The 18895-nt window shown below is 69.4% G+C and carries 14 protein-coding genes; 4 read left to right on the top strand and 10 right to left on the bottom strand.

All coding sequences use genetic code 11. From position 1 onward, the window contains the following. Positions 1 to 20 precede the first annotated feature (20 nt). Together FZ029_RS33940 and FZ029_RS13740 are read left to right on the top strand one after the other, a co-directional pair. Entirely contained in the window at positions 21 to 2024 is a 2004-nt protein-coding gene (locus FZ029_RS33940; protein ID WP_188051932.1) for a cysteine peptidase family C39 domain-containing protein, read from the top strand. After that, complete coding sequence (locus FZ029_RS13740; protein ID WP_149269732.1) at positions 2021 to 3982, top strand: ATP-binding cassette domain-containing protein; 1962 nt, start codon at positions 2021 to 2023, stop codon at positions 3980 to 3982. Before FZ029_RS33940 ends, FZ029_RS13740 begins: the two co-directional genes overlap by 4 nt. A 19-nt stretch (positions 3983 to 4001) precedes the next feature. Here FZ029_RS13740 and FZ029_RS13745 read toward each other — a convergent pair whose 3' ends face one another. Further along, entirely contained in the window at positions 4002 to 4901 is a 900-nt protein-coding gene (locus FZ029_RS13745) for a LysR family transcriptional regulator (protein ID WP_149269733.1), read from the bottom strand. A 135-nt stretch (positions 4902 to 5036) separates the two neighbouring features. Here FZ029_RS13745 and FZ029_RS13750 point away from each other — a divergent pair, with 135 nt between their 5' ends. After that, complete coding sequence (locus FZ029_RS13750; RefSeq protein ID WP_085086643.1) at positions 5037 to 6155, top strand: S-(hydroxymethyl)glutathione dehydrogenase/class III alcohol dehydrogenase; 1119 nt, start codon at positions 5037 to 5039, stop codon at positions 6153 to 6155. Positions 6156 to 6239: 84 nt separating this feature from the next. Beyond that, positions 6240 to 7091: an S-formylglutathione hydrolase gene (fghA, locus tag FZ029_RS13755; protein ID WP_149269734.1), complete on the top strand. Its 852-nt coding sequence runs from the start codon at positions 6240 to 6242 to the stop codon at positions 7089 to 7091. A gap of 156 nt (positions 7092 to 7247) precedes the next feature. Here the strand turns inward: fghA and FZ029_RS13760 are convergent, their stop codons facing one another. The 9 genes from FZ029_RS13760 to FZ029_RS13800 all read right to left on the bottom strand — a co-directional run bounded on the left by FZ029_RS13760 (position 7248) and on the right by FZ029_RS13800 (position 18706). Then, a complete protein-coding gene (locus tag FZ029_RS13760; RefSeq protein WP_149269735.1) occupies positions 7248 to 8393 on the bottom strand; it encodes a DUF1513 domain-containing protein in 1146 nt (381 codons plus the stop codon). 2 nt (positions 8394 to 8395) lie between these two features. Further along, positions 8396 to 9511, bottom strand: coding sequence for an imelysin family protein (locus tag FZ029_RS13765; RefSeq protein ID WP_149269736.1), 1116 nt, complete (start codon positions 9509 to 9511; stop codon positions 8396 to 8398). 63 nt (positions 9512 to 9574) lie between these two features. Then, positions 9575 to 10891 (bottom strand): di-heme oxidoredictase family protein, encoded by a 1317-nt coding sequence (locus tag FZ029_RS13770; RefSeq protein WP_149269737.1) that lies wholly within the window; start codon positions 10889 to 10891, stop codon positions 9575 to 9577. Positions 10892 to 10985: 94 nt separating this feature from the next. After that, complete coding sequence (locus FZ029_RS13775; protein WP_149269738.1) at positions 10986 to 12470, bottom strand: multicopper oxidase family protein; 1485 nt, start codon at positions 12468 to 12470, stop codon at positions 10986 to 10988. A gap of 140 nt (positions 12471 to 12610) precedes the next feature. After that, on the bottom strand, positions 12611 to 13885 hold the full coding sequence (locus FZ029_RS13780; protein WP_149269739.1) for an imelysin family protein: 1275 nt from the start codon (positions 13883 to 13885) through the stop codon (positions 12611 to 12613). Positions 13886 to 14042: 157 nt separating this feature from the next. Further along, positions 14043 to 15200 (bottom strand): aminotransferase class I/II-fold pyridoxal phosphate-dependent enzyme, encoded by a 1158-nt coding sequence (locus FZ029_RS13785; RefSeq protein ID WP_149269740.1) that lies wholly within the window; start codon positions 15198 to 15200, stop codon positions 14043 to 14045. A 117-nt stretch (positions 15201 to 15317) separates the two neighbouring features. Next, complete coding sequence (locus FZ029_RS13790; RefSeq protein WP_211104152.1) at positions 15318 to 16400, bottom strand: AbrB family transcriptional regulator; 1083 nt, start codon at positions 16398 to 16400, stop codon at positions 15318 to 15320. Between the two features lie 141 nt (positions 16401 to 16541). Next, positions 16542 to 17903: a globin-coupled sensor protein gene (locus FZ029_RS13795; RefSeq protein WP_149200997.1), complete on the bottom strand. Its 1362-nt coding sequence runs from the start codon at positions 17901 to 17903 to the stop codon at positions 16542 to 16544. Between the two features lie 185 nt (positions 17904 to 18088). Then, the gene (locus FZ029_RS13800) at positions 18089 to 18706 is read right to left on the bottom strand and encodes a TetR/AcrR family transcriptional regulator (RefSeq protein ID WP_247892300.1); all 618 of its coding nucleotides are present in this window, start codon (positions 18704 to 18706) and stop codon (positions 18089 to 18091) included. Positions 18707 to 18895: the final 189 nt, after the last annotated feature.

Here is an 18895-nt window from a genome sequence, read left to right on the forward strand (position 1 = left end):
GGCGGACGGCGACGCCCGAATTGCGCCAGGGCGAGATCGCCGAGTGCGGTCTGGCGGCGCTCGGCATCATGCTGGCCCATCACGGCTGTCCGGTTCCCCTGGAAAAGTTGCGGGCCGAGGCGGGGTCGACCCGGCTCGGCGTCAATGCCCGCGCCCTGATCCGCATCGCCCGCGACCACGGCATGGTCGCCCGTGCCTTCCGCACCGAACCGGACCGTCTGTCCTCCCTCGGCTTTCCGCTGATCGCCCACAGCCGCTTCATCCATTTCGTCGTGGTGGAGGCCGAGACCCGCGACGGGCTTCTGGTCAACGATCCGGGCGGCGGGCCGCATGTCATGGGCTGGGACGAGGTCGACGACTCCTTCACCGGCATCGCCATCACCATCCAGCCGCCGGAGTCCGGCGTATACCGACCGCGGGGAGCTTGGCGCCCGCCGACACCGGTGCGGGCGCTGGCGACGCGGCTTCTGCCGCAAGCTGGCGTCGTGGCCGCGATTCTGCTGTCCGCCGCGCTTGGCCGCGCCGCCGGTGTGGGTGCGGCACTCGCGGCCGGACGTTGGGCCGAAGGCGCCGCCGGCTTGGTCCCGCTGACGGGCGCCTGTGCCGCTGCGGTCGCCGCCGGCTGGGGCTGGGGCCGGCTGACCGCGCTTCTGGGCATGAGGCTGGCCGACGACACCGCCGCCGGCGTGTTCGGCCGGCTGCGGCGGATGCCTGCCGTCTGGTTCGCCCGCCGGGATACGGCACAGGTGCTGGAGGTGCCGCTGGCGGGCGGCGCGCTGCGACGGCACATCGGCGCCATCATGCGGCTGGTGGAACTTTCGCTGCTGGTCCTGCCGGTCGGAGCCGCTCTGTGGATCGACGGGTGGACCGGGGCGGTGCTGCTGCTGACCGTCATCGCCGCCCTGGCCGCGCTTGGCAGGGTTCATCTCCGGCGCGGTGCCATGGCGGCACGCCGGGATGCGCCGGCACCGCTGGTTCCGGACGGCGGAACCATCACGACGCTCCACACCCACAGGATGGGTGGGCGCGATGGCGAGGTGCTGGCCCAGCTTGCCGGCCGCCATGCCGTGCAGACCATCTGGGGGCAGAAGTCGGTGGTCCGGCATGCGCGGCTCATGGGGTTGCTCACCGGTATCGCCGGGGCTGGTCTTGCAGCAGTGTTGGTGGCGGGTCTGGCCGCCAACCGGGTAGGCGTCGGCGGGGTGGTGACGCTTGCCATGCTGACGTTGGCGGCACATCGGCAGGTCCTGCGTCTGGACCGCGTCATGCCGGCATTGCAGGATTTGAAAGCCGCCCTGCATCGCCTGGACGATCTGGAGGCGGCGGCAGCCGAGGCGGAGCTTCACCCTGTGGCGGAGCGTCCCGCCGCCCGCCTGTACGTCCAGTCCGTCGGGTTTCAACCATCACCACAGGCGCCGCCGGTGCTGTCCGGAGTCGATTTGCGCCTCGAACCAGGGGAACGGATGGGAGTTTGCGGTCCCTCCGGTTCCGGAAAGTCGGTGCTGGCCAAGCTCGCCTGCGGGCTGCTGGAACCGTCGTCCGGAGGCATTCTGCTGGATGGCCGGCCGGTGGCAACGATTGCCCGCCAATGTCCCGGCGCGGTGGCCCTGGTCGACCGCTCCAGTCCGGTGATCGCCGGCACGGTCGCCGAGAATCTGCGGGTCGGCGATCTTTCCGCAAGCGATGCGGCGCTGGTCACGGCGCTGGAGCAGGTCCGGCTGTGGAGCGATCTGGACCCGCGCGGCGGCCTTTTCCTGGAACTGTCCGAAGGCGGCCCGGAACTCAGCGGCGGACAGCGACGCCGGTTGGCCTTGGCGCGGGTGCTTCTGCGCGATCCGGTCCTGCTGGTGATCGACGATGCTCTGGATGCGCTGGAGCCGGATTTGGCGCGTCGGATTCTCGACGGGCTGCGGCGACCCGACCGCATCGTCCTGGTGATCAGCCGGCGCCCGGCGACGCTGGAGGGCTGTGAACACCGCCTTCAACTCGACCCGTCGGCGGCCGGTGCGGAGACGACGTCGTGACCGGTAAGGCCCGCGACATCGTGGACGGACTGCGCACCCTGATCCGTGACGGGACCCGCGACGGCGGACGGGAAGCGGACTTGCGTGCGGCGGCCCCGGCCTTTGGAATGCGCCTGCGCCGGGTGCGCTTGCCGCCGGGCAGCCGGGGAACGACGCCCTGGTGGCAGCGCGACCAAGGGCCGCTTCTGGCCTTCCGGAAGTCCGACGGCGAACCGGTGCTGCTGCTCCCCGACCGGCGTGGCGGCTATCGTCTGGAGGAGGCCAACGGGCGGTCCCGCCCGCTTGATGCCACTCTCGCCGCGGCGCTTTCCCCCGATGCCTGTGCGCCTGTCCGCACCGGAGGTGTCGGGCCGCTGACGCCTGAACGCTGGCTGAACACCGCGCTGAGCGATGGCCGGGCCGACCGGATGCTGGCGCTGCTCGCGGCGTCCGGCGGTGGCGTGGCGGCGGTGTTGCCGGCGGTGGCGGTGCTGCTGCTGGGCGAGCGCGCCTTGGCGGGCGGCGCGACGGCGGTCACCGCCCTGGCGGGGGTTATTCTGCTCGCGGCGACGGCGGCCGGACTGTGCGAACGGGTGCGGCGGGTCGCCTCGGCACGCTCCGGCGCCGCATCCGACCTCGGGCTGCAAGGCCTGCTGTGGGAGCGGCTTCTGGCCGTAGCGCCCGCCATGCTGCGGGCGGTTCCCGGTGCCGTTCAGGAAGACCGGCTCCGCGACGGCATCACCGCGATGCAGCAGGCGGTCGCACGCCGTCAAGCGATGGTCGAAGCCTTGGTCCGGTTGGGGCCGGCGCTGGCGGTGATGGGATGGGCTGCACCTTGGCCGGCGCTGGCGGGCGGATGCGTGACCATCGTCGGCGGGCTGCTGCCCGCGTGGCTGTTGCGCCGGTCTGCTCGGGCACGGAGGGCGGGGAGGGATGCTGCGGCCGCTTCCTGGCACAGGATCGAACTGCCCTCTGCCAGCCTGCCGCAGCTTCGCCTGCTGGGGGCCGACCTGTGGGCGACCGATCGAGCGATGACGGCCTTGCGCAGGCTGTCCGCTCAGGTCGGCCTCGCGGCGGCACGCAGGGCAGACGCCGATGCGGTCGCACAGGCCCTGATGCTGGGAGTGCCGCTTCTGGTCGGCGGGCTGGCGATGCGGGAGGGCGGCGGCCTGCCCGTCGCAGCTGCCGCAGCCTTGGCGGCGTTGCCGGCGGTACGGGCCGTGCTGGGTTTGGCAGGTGCGTTCGGCCGGCTTACAGGTGGTGAACTTATCGCCGCCCTGCGCCCGCTGCTGGAGGCAGCGCCCGACAGCCCGGTTGGCGCGCCCGATCCGGGACCGGTCGAGCGCCTTGATCTCTGCGACATCACCTTCACCCATCCGGGGGCGCCGGCGCCCTGCCTGCGCGGCGTGTCGCTCGGCCTTGCGCGGGGGCAGGTGGTGGCGGTCGCCGGCCCGTCCGGCAGCGGGAAATCGACCCTGATCGCGCTGGCGCTCGGCCTGCTTCGGCCGGATTCGGGGATAGTGCGGATCAATGGCCGCGACCTTCGCAGCCTGGATGCCGCCGCCGTCCGTGGCCGCATCGGCGCCGTTCTGCAGGACGAGCAGATCGGGGTGGCGACCATCAGGTCGGTCATTCTGGGCATGGCGCCGCTGCCGGTCGAGCGTGCGTGGGAGGCGGCGCGGCTGGTCCGGCTCGACGCCGACATCGCGGCCCTGCCGATGGGCATCCAGACGCTGGTTGGCGAGGACTCCTTCCCGGCCGGATTGATGCAGCGACTGCTGATCGCCCGCGCGCTGGCCCGCGATCCGGACCTTCTGGTTCTCGACGAGGCGACCGCCGCGCTGGACGAGGATATCCAGGCCGCCCTGTTCGCCGACCTGCGCGCCCGCGGCATCGCCGTGCTGGTGGCGAGCCATCGCCCGTCCACCCTCGCGCTCGCCGACCATGTGCTAGACCTGTCCAACTCCGCACCAAGCTGACCGGCCGGCTCCAGGCCGTTCACCGGTATTCCGGCCGCCGCGCCAGCCCGTCCTTCAGGTGCCGGATGGCCGCATGGACCTTCGCCGGCACATGCCGTTTCTGCGGATAGACCGCCCAAACCGCCGTGTTGGGCGGCCGGTGCCGGTCCAGCAGGGAAACCAGCCGTCCCTCCGCCACCGGCCCGCGCACATAATAGTCCGGCAACTGGCACAGCCCGAATCCGCGCAGTGCCGCGTCCAGCACCGAGAATCCGCTGTTGCAGCGCCAGCGCCCGCGCGGGCGGAACAGCCAGTCCTGACCGTTGTCGTCGAACAGCCAATGGTCGGTGGTGCCGATCAGGCATTGATGGGTGGCAAGGCTCGCCAGACTCTCTGGCGCACCATGGCGCTCCAGATAGCTCGGGGCGGCGCACAGATGCATGACGCGCGGGGCGATGCGCGTCGCCACCAGACTCGATTCGCTGAGGCGTCCGAGGCGGATCGCCAGATCATAGCCTTCCTGCACCAGATCGAGCTGGCGGTTGGTCAGTTCCACCTCGACGCTCAATTGCGGGTGGCGCTCCATCAGGTCGTTGATCAGCGGCATGATGAACTGCTCGCCATAGGCGGTGGCGCTGGTCATGCGCAGCAGCCCCTTCACCTCGCTGTCGCTGCCGCCCTGCAATGCGCCGACCGCGAGAAAGGCGTCGTCGCGCTGTTCCGCCAGCCGCTGACAGCGGGCGAGGAAAGCCCGGCCGCTCTCGGTCAGGCTGACCTTGCGGGTGGTGCGGTAGAACAGGCGGGCCTGCAGCCGGTCCTCCAGCCGCGCCACGCTGCGGCTGACATGGGAGGAGGAAACGCGCAGCCGTTCCGCCGCGCGGGAGAAGCTGCCGCTCTCCGCCACCGCCACGAATTCGTCGATGCCGTCCCAGCCGCTCATCGAATTACACCCTGAACCCGCAGCATTATCCCCGTACCGCAAAAATCTATTCCCGAAATCGCCGTTCTGGCAATGACCCGAGGCGTTTACACTGTGGGAATCAAAAAGCCATCCGCATTGGGGAAGGAAACCCACATGGTTCTGTCACGCGCCGCCGTCGCCTGGGAAGCCAACCGTCCGCTGGAGATCGAAGAAGTCGAGGTCGCGGCGCCCAAGGCCGGCGAGGTGATGGTCCGCATCGTCGCCACCGGCGTCTGCCACACCGACGCCTACACGCTGTCCGGCAAGGATTCCGAAGGCGTGTTCCCCTGCATTCTCGGCCATGAGGGCGGCGGCGTGGTGGTGGAGGTCGGCCCCGGCGTCACGTCGGTGGCGGTCGGCGACCACGTCATCCCGCTCTACACGCCGGAATGCGGCAAGTGCAAATTCTGCCTGTCCGGCAAGACCAACCTGTGCCAGGCGATCCGCGCCACCCAGGGCAAGGGCCTGATGCCGGACGGCACCAGCCGCTTCTCCCTCAAGGGCAAGCAGATCGCCCACTATATGGGCACCTCGACCTTCTCCGAATACACGGTGCTGCCGGAGATCGCGCTCGCCAAGATCAACAAGGCCGCCCCGCTGGAGAAGGTCTGCCTGCTGGGCTGCGGCGTCACCACCGGCATGGGCGCGGTGATGAACACCGCGAAGGTGGAGCCCGGTTCGACCGTCGCCGTCTTCGGCCTGGGCGGCATCGGCCTGTCGGCCATCATCGGCGCCACCATGGCGAAGGCCAGCCGCATCATCGGCGTCGACATCAACCCGTCGAAGTTCGAGATCGCCAAGCAACTGGGCGCCACCGACGTCATCAACCCGATGGACTACGACCGCCCGATCCAGGAAGTGCTGGTCGAACTGACCGACGGCGGCGTCGATTACAGCTTCGAGTGCATCGGCAACGTCAAGGTGATGCGCGCCGCGCTGGAATGCTGCCACAAGGGCTGGGGCGAGTCGGTCATCATCGGCGTCGCCGGCGCCGGCGAGGAGATCTCCACCCGTCCGTTCCAGCTGGTCACCGGCCGCGTCTGGCGCGGGTCGGCCTTCGGCGGCGTCAAGGGCCGGTCGGAGCTGCCGGAATATGTGGAGCGCTACCTGCGCGGCGAGTTCGAACTGGACACCTTCATCACCCACACCATGGGTCTGGAGGACATCAACCACGCCTTCGACCTGATGCATGAGGGCAAGAGCATCCGCTCCGTCATCCTCTACAACCAGTAAGGTGACGAGGGCTCCCTTCTCCGCACCGGGCCACCGCACCGGGGGAGGGAGCCTTGCCGCCATCGATTTTCAAAAGGCGTTTCCATGACCGACCCCCTGACCACCCTGTCGGAAGCCCGCGTCTTCGGCGGCCGGCTGAAACGGGTGCGGCACCAGTCCGCGGCGGTGAATTGCGAGATGACCTTCGCGATCTTCCTGCCGCCGCAGGTGGAGGCCGGCGCGACGGTTCCGGTCTTCTATTGGCTGTCGGGCCTGACCTGCACCGACGAGAACTTCACCCTGAAGGCCGGCGCCTTCCGCGTCGCGGCCGAACTCGGCCTCGCCATCGTCGCCCCCGACACCAGCCCGCGCGGGGAGGGGGTGCCCGGCGATCCCGACGGCGCGTGGGACTTCGGCCAGGGCGCCGGATTCTATGTCGATGCGACCGAGGAGCCGTGGGCGCACAACTACCGCATGCACGACTACGTGACGCGGGAACTGCCGGCGCTGATCGAGGCGAATTTCCCGGTCACCGACCGCCGGTCCATCGCCGGCCATTCGATGGGCGGGCATGGCGCGCTGGTCTGCGCGCTGAAGCATCCCGGCTTCTACAAGGCGGTATCGGCCTTCGCCCCGATCGTCAACCCGGCGGCGGTGCCCTGGGGCGAAAAGGCTTTCGGGCGCTATCTGGGGCCTGACCGCGACCGCTGGCTGGAGTGGGACGCCTGTGCACTGATCAGGACCGCGCCGGAGCGGCTGCCGATCCTGATCGATCAGGGCGACCGCGACAGCTTCCTGGAAGCGCAACTGAAGCCGGAGGCGCTGGTCACTGCGGCTCAGGAGGTCGGGCACCCGGTGACGCTACGCATGCAGCCTGGTTACGACCACAGCTATTTCTTCATCAGCACGTTCATCGAGGATCACTTGCGCCACCATGCGGCGGCGCTGGTGGGGTAGGGACTGAATGGGAGGGGTGTCATTGCCCCCTCCCTAACCCTCCCCCGCGTTTCGCGGGAGAGGGAACTCCGCTGCCCTTGCGCTTAACTCCCTCTCCCGCAAAGCGGGGGAGGGTCGGGGAGGGGGCAGAACACCCCCTTTCATTGACACTCGGCGTCAAGCCACCCGCCGCGTCAGGTGGTTGTCCCAGCGGAAGGCCGGCGCCTTGCGCTCCGGACCCGCTTCGGCGCTGACCGACACCGGCTCGATCACGCCCAGCCCGCTGGTCGCCAGATAGCCCTCGCCGTTCGGAGCCAGACCGCAGCCGTCGGCCAAAGCGGTGGAGCCCAGCCACGCACCGTCCGCCGCGTTCCACAGCCCGATGAGCCCGCCCATCGGCGAGCTGGCGGCCACCGTCCTGCCGTCCGACGCGACGCTGCCGATGTAGCCCTGCATGCGCGACAGCACATCCTCCGGTGCGTCGAACAGGCGGACCGCGCCGCCGCCGGGACGGTGGGCGCCGGTCAGGGGCTGCAGCATGCCGATGGGGCGCTCGTCCTGCACGCCGAAGGCGACCCCGCCGTCGTCCAGCAGGGCGATGTGGCGGATGCCGAGGTTGGCATGCTCCTCCGGCAGGCGCACCTTGTCGAGCAGCTTGCCGGTCGCCGCCTCCACATAGGTCAGCGAACTGTCCATGCTGTCGAGGTTCAGCTTGGCCCGGCCGGTGTCCGGGTGGGTGATGACGCCGCCGTTGGCGACGGCCAGGGTCGAGCCGTCGCTCATCAGGATCAGCTCGTGCGGACCAAGCCCATGGGTCGGGATGACGCCGATCCGGCGGTAGCCGTCGGTGGCGTCGTAGACGCCGATGGCGCCCTCCTCGCGCGGGACGTCGTCCTCGGCGACATAAAGGATGCGACCATCGGCGGAATAATCGCCATGGCCGGTGAAGCGGCGGTCGTCGGGTGCCGGCACCACCGGGCCGGGGGTGCCGTCGGCCAGCGACAGGGTCTGGAACCAGCGGCCGGGACGGCGGGCGAAGACGACCGCCTCGGCCACGCCCGGCCGCGGCATGATGGCGTGGGCGCGGCCCGGCGTGGCGGTGGTGAACAGCACCTTGCCGCTGCGGTCCAGCGCCGCGACGCCGAAGCTCGGCTCCGCCCCGGCGGTGGCATAGGCGTTGAGATAAAGCGTGCCGGCGTCCGCCGCATGGGCCTTGCCGGTCAGCACCGCCAGAAGCCCGCCAACGATGCGCCCACCCAAGGTTCGCCCAGCAAAGGCCGGCCCGGCGACCATGCCCAGGATGTTCCTGCGGTCGATCGCCATGGTCAGTCTCCGTCCAGCTCGTTGAAGCCCAGCGTGATGTCCAGCAGCGGGGCCAGCGTGCCCAGCATCTCCACCCGCGCCGCCTTGACCAGCCGCAGCGCACTTTCGGTCTTCTTGCGGTTGGCGGGGTCGGTCACCGCCTTGTCCAGCGGGCCGGGGATCGCCTCCACGGCGCCGATGGCGGCGGCGAAGCTCTCGTCGATCGCCTGCTTGGCGGTTGCGCCGTCGTCGTTGGCCGGCAGCAGCGAGACGAAGCCTGGCCCGCCATGCTCTCCCATCAGCAGGGCGCGCAGCCCCTCCAGGTTCAACGCGATGTTGCGGAGCGACCGGCCGCTGCGCAGCGCCTCCACCACCAACGGCTTGGCGTCCTCGATGCCGGCGCCGAGCGGCGCCATCAGCTTCTGGTCGATTACCACCTGCATGGCGGTGATGGCGGCGGAGTAGAGCGTGTTGACCGCTTCCGAGGCGGTCGGGCCGAGGACGGTCGGCTGGCCGGCGGCGAGCGGGGCCTCCAACTCCTTCCAGCCGTCGCGCGCTTCGGTCGCGATGGCGGCGATGTTGCGGGCGGCGGCGAGGGCCAACTGCCCGCGGTATTTCTTGGCGTCGCTGCCGGTGAAATTGTCCGCGGTGACGCCCTCGTCGAACAGCAGCCGTTCCAACACGGTCAGCCCCTGCACCGCTGCGCTCTGGCGGGCCAGCGCGCCCGGCTGCAGCAGCTTCGGGTCATGGTCGCGCAGCATCTGGCCGATCTGGCGCTGGACCACGCCCGGCCGCTCCGGCCAGAAGGACATGCGGTCGGCGCGCAGGTTCATGGTCAGCGGACCCGGCCGCAGATGCTGCACGGACGCCCAGGCATCGGTGACCTTGGCGTGGGCCGCGCGCGCCTCCTCCAGGCCGGCGGCGGTGGGACCGGCGGCGAAACGGTCGAGCGTGTCGACGTAACCTGTGGCGGCGGCAACCAGCGCGTCGAAGCGCGGCAGGGCATGGGTGCGGACCATGCCGCCCAGGAAGACGGCATCCTTGTCGGACTGGCGGGCGGCGAAGGCCGGCGTCCGCGGCAGCAGAGCCGCCACGGCGGCGGCGGCCGACATCAGTCCAAGCACTATGCGGCGTCGCATACGATCAAATCCCTTCTGCCGTTGGTTCTGCCGTTGGTGTGGATCGAAGCCCCCGCCCTTCCTTTACAAACCCAGCACGAAACGCACCAGCCGTTTCCGCTCCTCGCCCGACAGCGACATGAAGCGGTCCTTCGCCCCCTCCGCCTCGCCGCCGTGCCACAGGATCGCTTCGGCGACGCTGCGGGCGCGCCCGTCATGCAGGAGCGACAGCTGCCCGTCCTTGGCCGCCAGCCGGTTCAGGCCCCACAGCGGCGTGGTGCGCCAGTCCGACCCGCGCGCCTCGCCCATCGGCAGCTCGTCCCCCAATGCCGGGCCGAGGTCGTGGAGAAGCAGGTCGCTGTGCGGGAAGATCTCGCGGTTGGAAAGGGCAGGGTGATCCGGCTCCTCCGCCGTGCGCCAGGAGGGACGGTGGCAGGCGGCGCAGCCGGTGTCGGCGAACAGCGCCGCCCCCGCCTTGTCCTTCGGCGCCTCCAGGCTGCCGTCGGGCGGCAGGTCGCGCAGGTAGCCGTCGATCAGGCCGATGATCGTGCTGGGAATCTCCAGCCCCTCGAACTGCTTGGAATCGCCGTGCGGCGCCTCGCGGCAGGCGGTCTGCGCCGGGGTGCAGTCGCCCCAGGGCTCGCGATAGGCCGGCGTCGACATGCCGATGTCGAGGCTGAAGGCCTCCGAATTCTGATGCTCCAGCGTCGGATGCATCGCCTTCCAGCCGAAACGGCCGACCTGACGCTTGCCGTCCACCGTCACATGGTTCACCCGCCCGGAGACGGCACCGCCGGACGCCTCCTGCCGCGCCGCCTCGGCCTCGATGGCTTCGGCGGGGATGCGGTCGAGCAGGCCCATGCCGTGGACGCGCGGCGGCACGCGGGCGGACATCACCGTCGCCTCGGCCAGCGGGCCATAGCCGAGATCCTCGACGACCGGCGTCGGGTGGCGCAGGCGGACGGTCTCACCGTCGGGAAAGCGGACCTCCTCCTCGCGGTAGGTGACACGGGGGCGGCCTTCTATCACCTGTCCGAGAATGGCGTTGGACTGGATCTGCCGGCCATAGACCGGATCGCTGTTCAGCTTGATCGCATAGCCGACGCCCTGGTCGCCCGCCACCGCCGGATCGGGCGGGCGTCCGCCGCCGGCCCGCGGATGGCAGGTGGCGCAGGAGCGGGCGTTGTAGAGCGGCCCAAGGCCGTCCGCGGCCTGGGTCGCGGTGGGGGCGGCGACCCACTTGCGGCGGAACAGCGCCTCGCCGATGCGGTTGTCGAGGCTGTCGGCGGCCTGGGCGGTGGGGGCGGCGAGGAGGAGCAGGGCGGTCAGGGTGGCGGAACGGACCGCGCGTTTCCAAAGCGGAACGTCATCCCCGCGAAGGCGGGGATCCAGGGTCTGCATGGCGGTACTCGTGGAAAGGTCTGGATCCCCGCCTTCGCGGGGATGACGGGAACTGGTTTCCACTGGATCGGGTTCGGCTTTGCGTCGAAGCATCTCAAACAACGCGGATGTATCCCATCATGCCGGTGTCCTGGTGTTCGATGATGTGGCAGTGGAACATCCAGTCGCCGGGATTGTCGGCCTTGATCGCCACGCGCAGCCGTTCCTTCGGCTCCAGCAGCACCGTGTCGGCATGGTGGGGCACCACCTTGCGGCCGTCGGAGGACAGCACCTTGAAGGTGTAGCCGTGGATGTGGATCGGGTGCAGGTGCGGCGTCAGGTTGGCCAGCTCGAAGATGTAGCTGCGGCCCTTTTCCAGCGTGACCAGCGGCGGCGGCAGATGCTCGTGCCCGCCTTCCGGCCAGCTCTGCTGGTTGATCGCCCAGAAGGTCTTCGCCGACAGGCAAAGCGCGTCGGCATAGGGCAGGCCGGCCAGCACGTCCGGGGCGAAGCTCTGTGCCACCGCCGTGGCGGAGAAGGCCATCGGGATGATCGGCGCGTCCTTCAGGTCCGGTTCGGGAATGGCGGAGGCGGGCAGGGCGCGCGGCTTGAAGCGCTTGTTCGGCCGGGCGGGGCCGACGGCGCGGAAGGTGGCGAGCGGCCGGGGCTCCGCCGAATAGACGTTGGTCAGCCGCAGGGTCTGGCCCGCCTTGGCGGGCGCCCGGAACAGCACGTCGATGCGCATCGCCGGCCCCATCGGCCAGCCGTCCAGCGGGCGGGGCGGCAGCGGATTGCCGTCGACGGCGATGATCCAGGCATCCGCCCCCTCCACCCGCAGATCGACCACGCGCGTGCTGTCGATGTTGTAGAGGCGGGCACGAATGTCGCCGTTGGTGGGCACTTCGATCACCGGATCGATGGCGCCATTGACGGTGGACACGCTGCCGAAGGTGCCGGCGCGCGAGGCGCCGCGGTCGGTCATGAAGGTGCCGAACTTGCCGGTCTTGTCCAGTTGCCAGTCCTTGACCAGACAGACGAGGTCCGCGTCGAATTTGGGCGCGTCCGGCTCCTCGACGATCAGGACGCCGGCAAGGCCGCGGCCCAGAAGTTCCACCGTGTTGCAATGGGGATGGAAGAAGAAGGACCCGGCATCCGGCGGGGTGAACTCGTAGACATGGCGCTCGCCCGGTCTGGTCGGCGGCTGGGTCAGGTAGGGCACGCCGTCTTCCAGGTTCGGCAGGCGGATGCCGTGCCAGTGGACGGAGGTGTGCTCGTCCAGCTCGTTCACCAGCGTGGCGCGCAGCCGCTGGCCCTTGCGCATGCGGATGATCGGGCCGGGGAAGTGGTCGGCATAGGTGATGAGCGGCGATGGCTCCGCCGGTTCGGGCAGGATGCGCTGCATCCGCTGCTTGGCGACCAGTTCGACCTCGACCAGATCACCGGTCGAGGTGACGGGCGCCGGGGCGGCAAGGCCGGGCTGCAGCGCGCCCGCATCGGTAGCTTTCAATCCGGTCCCGCCAAGTGCCGTCGCCGCGACGGCGGCACCTCCGGCACGCAAGAGGGCGCGGCGGGAGAGAGGAACGGCGGGACGATGCGGCATGACGGCGGTCCAAAAACTTCAGGCGGGAAAAGTGCCGGCTCCGGTCCCGCCTCCGTCCCTCGCCGGATCGGCCCGGAAGGGAAGCGCGGGTGGTTCGGTCATGCGCGGGACGGCGCGGGACCGGGCCGGGTTAGACGTGCTTACTTGCCGACCTTCGACGGGTCGTCGAGGCTGTCGGACCCCTTGACCTCGACCGAGACGCCGAGCGCGGCGACGGCGCCTTCCAGCGCCTTCTTCTGGGCGACCAGACCGTCGATGCCGTTGGCGACCAGCTTGTTGCCCTCGTCGTTGTCGGCGGCGATCATCTGGTCGTAGGCCATCTTGCCGCTGTCGGCGGTGTCCTTGATCGCCTGCATCGCCTTCATGGTGTTGCCCATGGCGGTCTTCACCGCGGCGTCGGCGTCGGCGGACTTGGCGGCGACCAGCTGCGACAGCGAGGCGCCCGACACGGTCTTGCCGTCGGTGCGCTTGTAGCTGCCGTTGTAGACGTTCACCATGCCGACTTCGTCGTAATAGTGCGAGTTGTGGGTGTTGTCGGAGAAGCAGTCATGCTCCTCCTCCGGGTCGTGCAGCATCAGGCCGAGCTTCATGCGTTCGCCGGCCAGTTCGCCGTAGCTCAGCGAGCCGAGGCCGGTCAGCATGCGGGCGACGCCCTCGCCCTCCGGCGCCTTGGCGATGGAGACGCGGGCCTTGCCCTTGGCGGCCCAATCGGCCGTCATCTCGGACAGATCGTCGACCAGCATCTGGGTGGCGACCTTCAGGTACTGCGCGCGGCGGTCGCAATGGCCGTTGGTGCAGTCCTTGCCCTTGGCATAGTCGCTGGCCTTGCGCTCGCCCGCGCCGGGACCGGTGCCGTGCAGATCCTGGCCCCACAGCAGGAATTCGATGGCGTGATAGCCGGTGGCGACGTTCGCCTCGACCTTGCCGGCCTCGTGCAGCTTTTCGGCCAGCAGCTCCTTGGTGATCTTGGTGGCGTCGATGGTCTTGCCGCCGGCGGTGATCTTCGGGTTGGCGATGACGTTCGCCTTGGCGTAGGGGTTGCTTTCGCCGCCGGCATAGCCCTCGTCGACATAGTCGATCAGGCCCTCGTCCAGCGGCCAGGCATTCACCTTGCCTTCCCACTCGTCGACGACGGGATTGCCGAAGCGGAAGGCTTCCGTCTGCATGTACGGAACGCGGGCGGCCTTCCAGGCCTCGCGCGCCTTCGCCAGCGTCTCCTCGGTCGGGTTGGCGACCAGGGCGTCCACCGCCTTCTTCAGCGCCTTGGCGCCGTTGGTGGCGTCCTGATAGGCGGCATGGGCGATGTCGGCGTAATTCTTCGCCACGTCCTTGTAAGCCGGACCGGCCGCCTGGGCGGCGAACGGCAGCAGGGCAACGACGGCTACGGCGGCGAAGCCGGCAGCGCGCTTCGACATGGAGGTCTCCTCGAACGTCGGTGGTCGGTAATGGCAGCAAGTGCGACTTATTCTCAGCGAATAACGTCGCGAATCATTCTCACTGTCAAGCCCTATCCGCGTTGGGGGTACTCGGAAAAGCGCATGCCGCCGGTGCCGCGTCGATATGTCCCGGCGCTCAGCCCTGGCCGGGTGGCTGGCAGAGCGCCTGATCCAGGTCGTCGTAAAGATCGTCGGGCGACTCCAGGCCGACCGACAGGCGCAGCAGGTCGCCCGGCACCGGGGAGGTCGGGCCTTCGATGCTGGCGCGATGCTCGATCAGGCTCTCGACCCCGCCGAGCGAGGTGGCGCGGCGCCAAATGCCGACGCGGGCGGCGGCGTCGATGGCGGCCTGGGTGCCGCCCTTCACCCGGATGGACAGCATGCCGCCATAGCCGCCGGTCATCTGGCGCGAGGCGATGCCGTGACCGTGGAAGCCGGGCAGGCCGGGATAGAGCACCTCCGACACCCGCGGATGGGCCGACAGCCGCTCCGCCAACGCCATCGCCGCTGCGCTCTGCCAGCGGACGCGGGCGAACAGGGTGCGCAGGCCGCGCTGCAGAAGCCATGCCTCGAAGCTGCCGAGGATGCCGCCCTGCTGGGTCTGTACCGCCTTGATGCGGCCCCAGAACTCGTCCTTGCGGGCGGTGGTCAGGGTGCCGGCGACGATGTCCGAATGACCGTTCAGGTATTTGGTCGCCGAATGCATGACGATGTCGGCGCCCAGTTCGATCGGCCGGGTCAGCACCGGCGTGGCAACCGTGCTGTCCACCGCCAGCCACGCCCCGGCCTCGTGCGCCAGTTCGGCGACGGCGGCGATGTCGGTGACGGTCCACAGCGGGTTGGCCGGGGTCTCGACCCAGACCAGCCGTGTCTGACCGGGGCGGAGCGCGGAGCGCACCGCGTCGGTATCGCTGGTGTCCACCCCTTCGACCTTCAGCCCCCAGCGGGTGGCTGGTCCATGCACCCAGTTGCGGAAGGCCCAGTACATCACGTCGGGCACCAGCACATGGTCGCCCGGATCCAACGCCTGGAACACGGCGGTCGCCGCCGCCATGCCGGAGGCGAACAGCAGGGTGTCGGCGCCCTTTTCCAGTTCGGTGATCGTCCGCGACGGAATGTCGAAGGTGGGGTTGTCGGCGCGGGCATAGACCCGGCCGCGGCCATAGCCGTTGTCGGGGTCGCGGACATAGGTTGTGGACGGGTGGATCGGCGGAATGACCGCGCCGCTGGCCGCGTCCTCGAAGCCGAGGGCGCCGGCAGCGATGGTTTCGGGACGGTGGGGACGGTCGGTCATTGCCGGGGCACTCCGATATCGGGCCCGGGATCGGGCTTGAGGGGGGCAACAAGGATACGCCCCGCTTCGCCGTCGGCGCAACGTCCCGTCCCGGCTATCCGCTTTTGTCCGGAAGGCTCAGGCGTAACGGGCGATCAGCCGGGCCAGCGGCGGCCCGGACAGCACCACCACGAACAGCCGCAAGGTCTGCAGCGCCAGCACCAGCGGCAAATCCACCCCGCTGCCCAGCGCGATCACCACCACGGAATCGAGCCCGCCCGGACTGGTGGCGAGGAAGGCGGTCAGCGGGTCGGTCGGCAGCAGCGTGACCAGCACCCAGGCCGACAGGCTGCACAGCGCGATCATCAGCCCGGTCGACAGCAGCATCTGCGGCACGGCGCGCATCGCGTGGCGCAGCACCTCGCGGGTGAAGCGCAGGCCGATGCTCCAGCCGATGACGGTGTAGGTGACGGTCAGAAGCAGGTGCGGCAGCTGCAGGGTCACCCCGGCGCCGGCCTGGACCAGCGCACCCAGCACCATCGGCACCAGGAGCGCGCCCGAGGGGATGCGGAACCGCTGGCCGATCCAGCCGCCCAGCCCGGCGACCAGCAGCGTCGCCGCCAGCCCCCGCAGGTCCATCGCCTCCACCGGCGCCACCGGCAGGGCGCCGCCGTCCGGGGCGGCGGTCAGCGCGTGCGTGACCAGCGAAGCGCTGAGTACGACAAGAACCACGCGCAGATACTGCATCACCGCCACCAGCCGCGCGTCCGCGCCGTATTCCCCGGCCATGGCGACCATGGCGGCGGCGGCGCCCGGTGACACCCCCCAGGCGGCAGTGGTGCCGGGCAGGCTGCCGTAGCGGACGAACAGCCAGCCGACGATGCCGCTGACCAGCACCGTCAGCCCGACGGTTCCCAGCATCAGCGGCCAGTTCCGCGCGATGGACAACAGGATCGACGAGGTGACGGCATGGGCGACCAGACAGCCGATGATCGCCTGCGCCATGGTGAAGCCCGAGGGCGGCACCCGGATGGACGCGCCGCCGACCCCGAGCGCGATGGCCCCGATCATCGGCCCGATCAGCCAGGCCGCCGGCAGCCCGACCGCCTCCAGTCCCAACGTCACCGCGGCCGACAGGGCGAGCAGCCCCGCCCATTGCGCCACCGTCCGCGCGCGGAGCTTCGGCCAGCCCCCCTCCGACCCGTCCCTTGTCCCGACCACGAACTCTTACCTTTACGAATGATTTGCGTCCCCGGCATGCTGCCTGCCGCCGGCCTTGCCCGTCCAGCAGGCGAACGGGCGCGGCAGCCATGCGCGGCCGACGTTGAACAGGAGTGCGGAACCGGGGTGCGGGGAGCCCGATCAGCGGGCGGTGCGGATACGGGTCAGGAAATCGCCGACGCCGCGGTTCAGGTCGTCCGCCTGCCGGTGCAGCAGCCCGGCGGCGGCCAGCACCTCCCGGGCGATGCCGCCGGTCTCCGACGAGGATTGCGTCACCTGACCGATGGAGTCGGTGACCCGGCGGGTGCCGACCGCCACCTCCTGCACGTTGCGGGTGATTTCCTGGGTCGCGGCGGTCTGCTGCTCCACCGTGGCGGCCACGGTGGTGACGATCTCGTTGATGTGGGTGATGGTGCGGCCGACCGCGTGGATCGCCTCGGCCGCATTGCCGGCGGCGCTCTGCATGCCGGCGATCTGGCTGGAGATGTCCTCCGTCGCCTTGGCGGTCTGGTTGGCGAGGTGCTTCACCTCGTTGGCGACGACGGCGAAGCCTTTGCCCGCCTCCCCGGCGCGGGCCGCCTCGATGGTGGCGTTCAGCGCCAGCAGGTTGGTCTGGCTGGCGATGTTGCTGATCAGCTTGACCACGTCGCCGATGCGCTTGGCTTCCTCGACCAGCCCGCTGACGGTGCTCTTCGTCCGCTCCGCCTCGTCGACGGCGGAGGAGGAGATGCGGGACGATTCGGTGACGTGGCGGCTGATGTCGGCGATGGAGATGGAGAGCTGTTCGGTCGCCGCGGCCACCGTCTGCATGCTGGACGAGGTGACTTCGGTTTCCGACGCCACGTCGGAGGAGCGGCGGCTGGTGCTGGTGGCGATTTCCGACATGCGCTGGGCATGGGCCTGCATCTGGTTGGAGGCGGCGACCGTGCCCTCCACGATGCCTTTCACGCTGTCCTCGAATGTGCCGGCGAGCCGGTCGAGCGTGGCGCGCTTGCTCTCCTCCTCCGCCTCGCGATAGGTCTCCAGAAGCAGCTCGATGTCGAACCACGCGATCTTGTTCAATGTCTCCAGCTGTGCGGCGCGGGTGCGGCGGGCGGCGGCACCGAACAGGTTGGCGGCCAGACCATCGTCGCCACCGGTGAGGCCAAGCTCGCGGGCGATGTTGGAACTGACGACGTAATGGCAGATCGACACCGCATAGGCGGGGACGCCGTTCCGATAGAACAGGGTCGCGAGCCGTTTCGCGGATTCGGCGAACTCGGCATCGATCCGGCCGGACGCGGCCCGCGTCCAGTGGTCCAGCCGGGCGGCATGAACGTCGGGAAGCTTCAGCGCCGCCTGGATCTCCGGCCAGGCGTCGAAATGCCGGTGCCATTCATTCAGAAGCGCGGGAAGCCGCCGCTCCGCAAATTCGCGGTTGCCCCGAAGCCGGGCCAGATCGTCATTGGTAATGGAGAAGGTGGCAAGTCGCTTCGTCTGCGAATCAGTCAGCTCGGCGGTCATGATTTTCGACGATCCTTGGTTCAGGTGCCTCTCAAGGATCGTTCTACGCAATCTTGGCCGTTCCGGATTGCCGGAGAGCGGTCGCGGATGCCCCCTTTTTCTGCATACGCTGATATGCGTACGAAAGAGTTCAGCGGCCGATCATAGACGGAAGACGGCCTATGAGTCCGTGCACTTTCGACCTGTCATGCGGGTCGCGGGCGCAGGCCGTTCAGCAGAAGGGCGATGGACTGCCGCGAGATCTCCGCCGGGTCCAGGTCACCGTCGGGACGATACCAGCGCGCGACCCAGCTGAGCGCGCCCGACAGGGTGAAGGCGGCGATCTTCGGATCGCAGGGGGCGATGCTGCCCTCTGCGATGCCGCGCTCGATCAGGCTGCGGAATTTCAGGTCGATGCGGCGCTTCAGGCCGCGCAGGGTGCGGCGGCTCTCCTCGGTCAGCGGTTCCTCGCCGACGCGGATCACGCACATGCCGAAATCCATGGTGACGATGCCGACATAGGTGCTCATCACCGCCACCAGCTCGTCATAGGCGCTGCCGCCATGGCCGATCACTTCGCTTGATGCGTTGTCGAGCAGTTCCAGCCCGATCCGCACGCACTCGAACAGGATTTCCTCCTTGTTCTTCACATAATAGTAGATCGTCGGCTTGGTGACGTTCAGCCGCCGGGCGATGTCGTCCAGCGAGGTGGCGTGATAGCCAAGCTCGTTGAACGCCTGCGCCGCGGTTCGCAGCACGGCGATCCGCTTTTCCTCGCGCTCGCTGCGGCGGTCGGCGACGGTCTTCCACGGCGAGTCCGACATCCGGCACAGGCTCCCTTCGATCATTTCCCAAACCATCCCGCGGGGCTTCGCGGCCCATCGCTTTCCCATTTGCCGGTGCCCATGTCCAGGGGCAGCATAAATCCGTTCGTTCAGCAAACTTGTTTCCGTTCCTACTTTCAAGTAACTTAAGTTCCAGCCAGTAAAAAAGAAAGCTGGCCACGCCCGTGC

The organism is Azospirillum sp. Sh1 (genome assembly GCF_008365135.1).
GTDB classification, from domain to species: Bacteria; Pseudomonadota; Alphaproteobacteria; order Azospirillales; family Azospirillaceae; genus Azospirillum; species Azospirillum oryzae.

Coding starts and splice junctions, on each gene's coding strand:
- FZ029_RS13745 (WP_149269733.1), bottom strand. CDS start 4,901: ATGAGCGGCTGGGACGGCATCGACGAATTCGTGGCGGTGGCGGAGAGC.
- FZ029_RS13750 (WP_085086643.1), top strand. CDS start 5,037: ATGGTTCTGTCACGCGCCGCCGTCGCCTGGGAAGCCAACCGTCCGCTG.
- fghA (WP_149269734.1), top strand. CDS start 6,240: ATGACCGACCCCCTGACCACCCTGTCGGAAGCCCGCGTCTTCGGCGGC.
- FZ029_RS13760 (WP_149269735.1), bottom strand. CDS start 8,393: ATGGCGATCGACCGCAGGAACATCCTGGGCATGGTCGCCGGGCCGGCC.
- FZ029_RS13765 (WP_149269736.1), bottom strand. CDS start 9,511: ATGCGACGCCGCATAGTGCTTGGACTGATGTCGGCCGCCGCCGCCGTG.
- FZ029_RS13770 (WP_149269737.1), bottom strand. CDS start 10,891: ATGCAGACCCTGGATCCCCGCCTTCGCGGGGATGACGTTCCGCTTTGG.
- FZ029_RS13775 (WP_149269738.1), bottom strand. CDS start 12,470: ATGCCGCATCGTCCCGCCGTTCCTCTCTCCCGCCGCGCCCTCTTGCGT.
- FZ029_RS13780 (WP_149269739.1), bottom strand. CDS start 13,885: ATGTCGAAGCGCGCTGCCGGCTTCGCCGCCGTAGCCGTCGTTGCCCTG.
- FZ029_RS13785 (WP_149269740.1), bottom strand. CDS start 15,200: ATGACCGACCGTCCCCACCGTCCCGAAACCATCGCTGCCGGCGCCCTC.
- FZ029_RS13795 (WP_149200997.1), bottom strand. CDS start 17,903: ATGACCGCCGAGCTGACTGATTCGCAGACGAAGCGACTTGCCACCTTC.
- FZ029_RS13800 (WP_247892300.1), bottom strand. CDS start 18,706: ATGTCGGACTCGCCGTGGAAGACCGTCGCCGACCGCCGCAGCGAGCGC.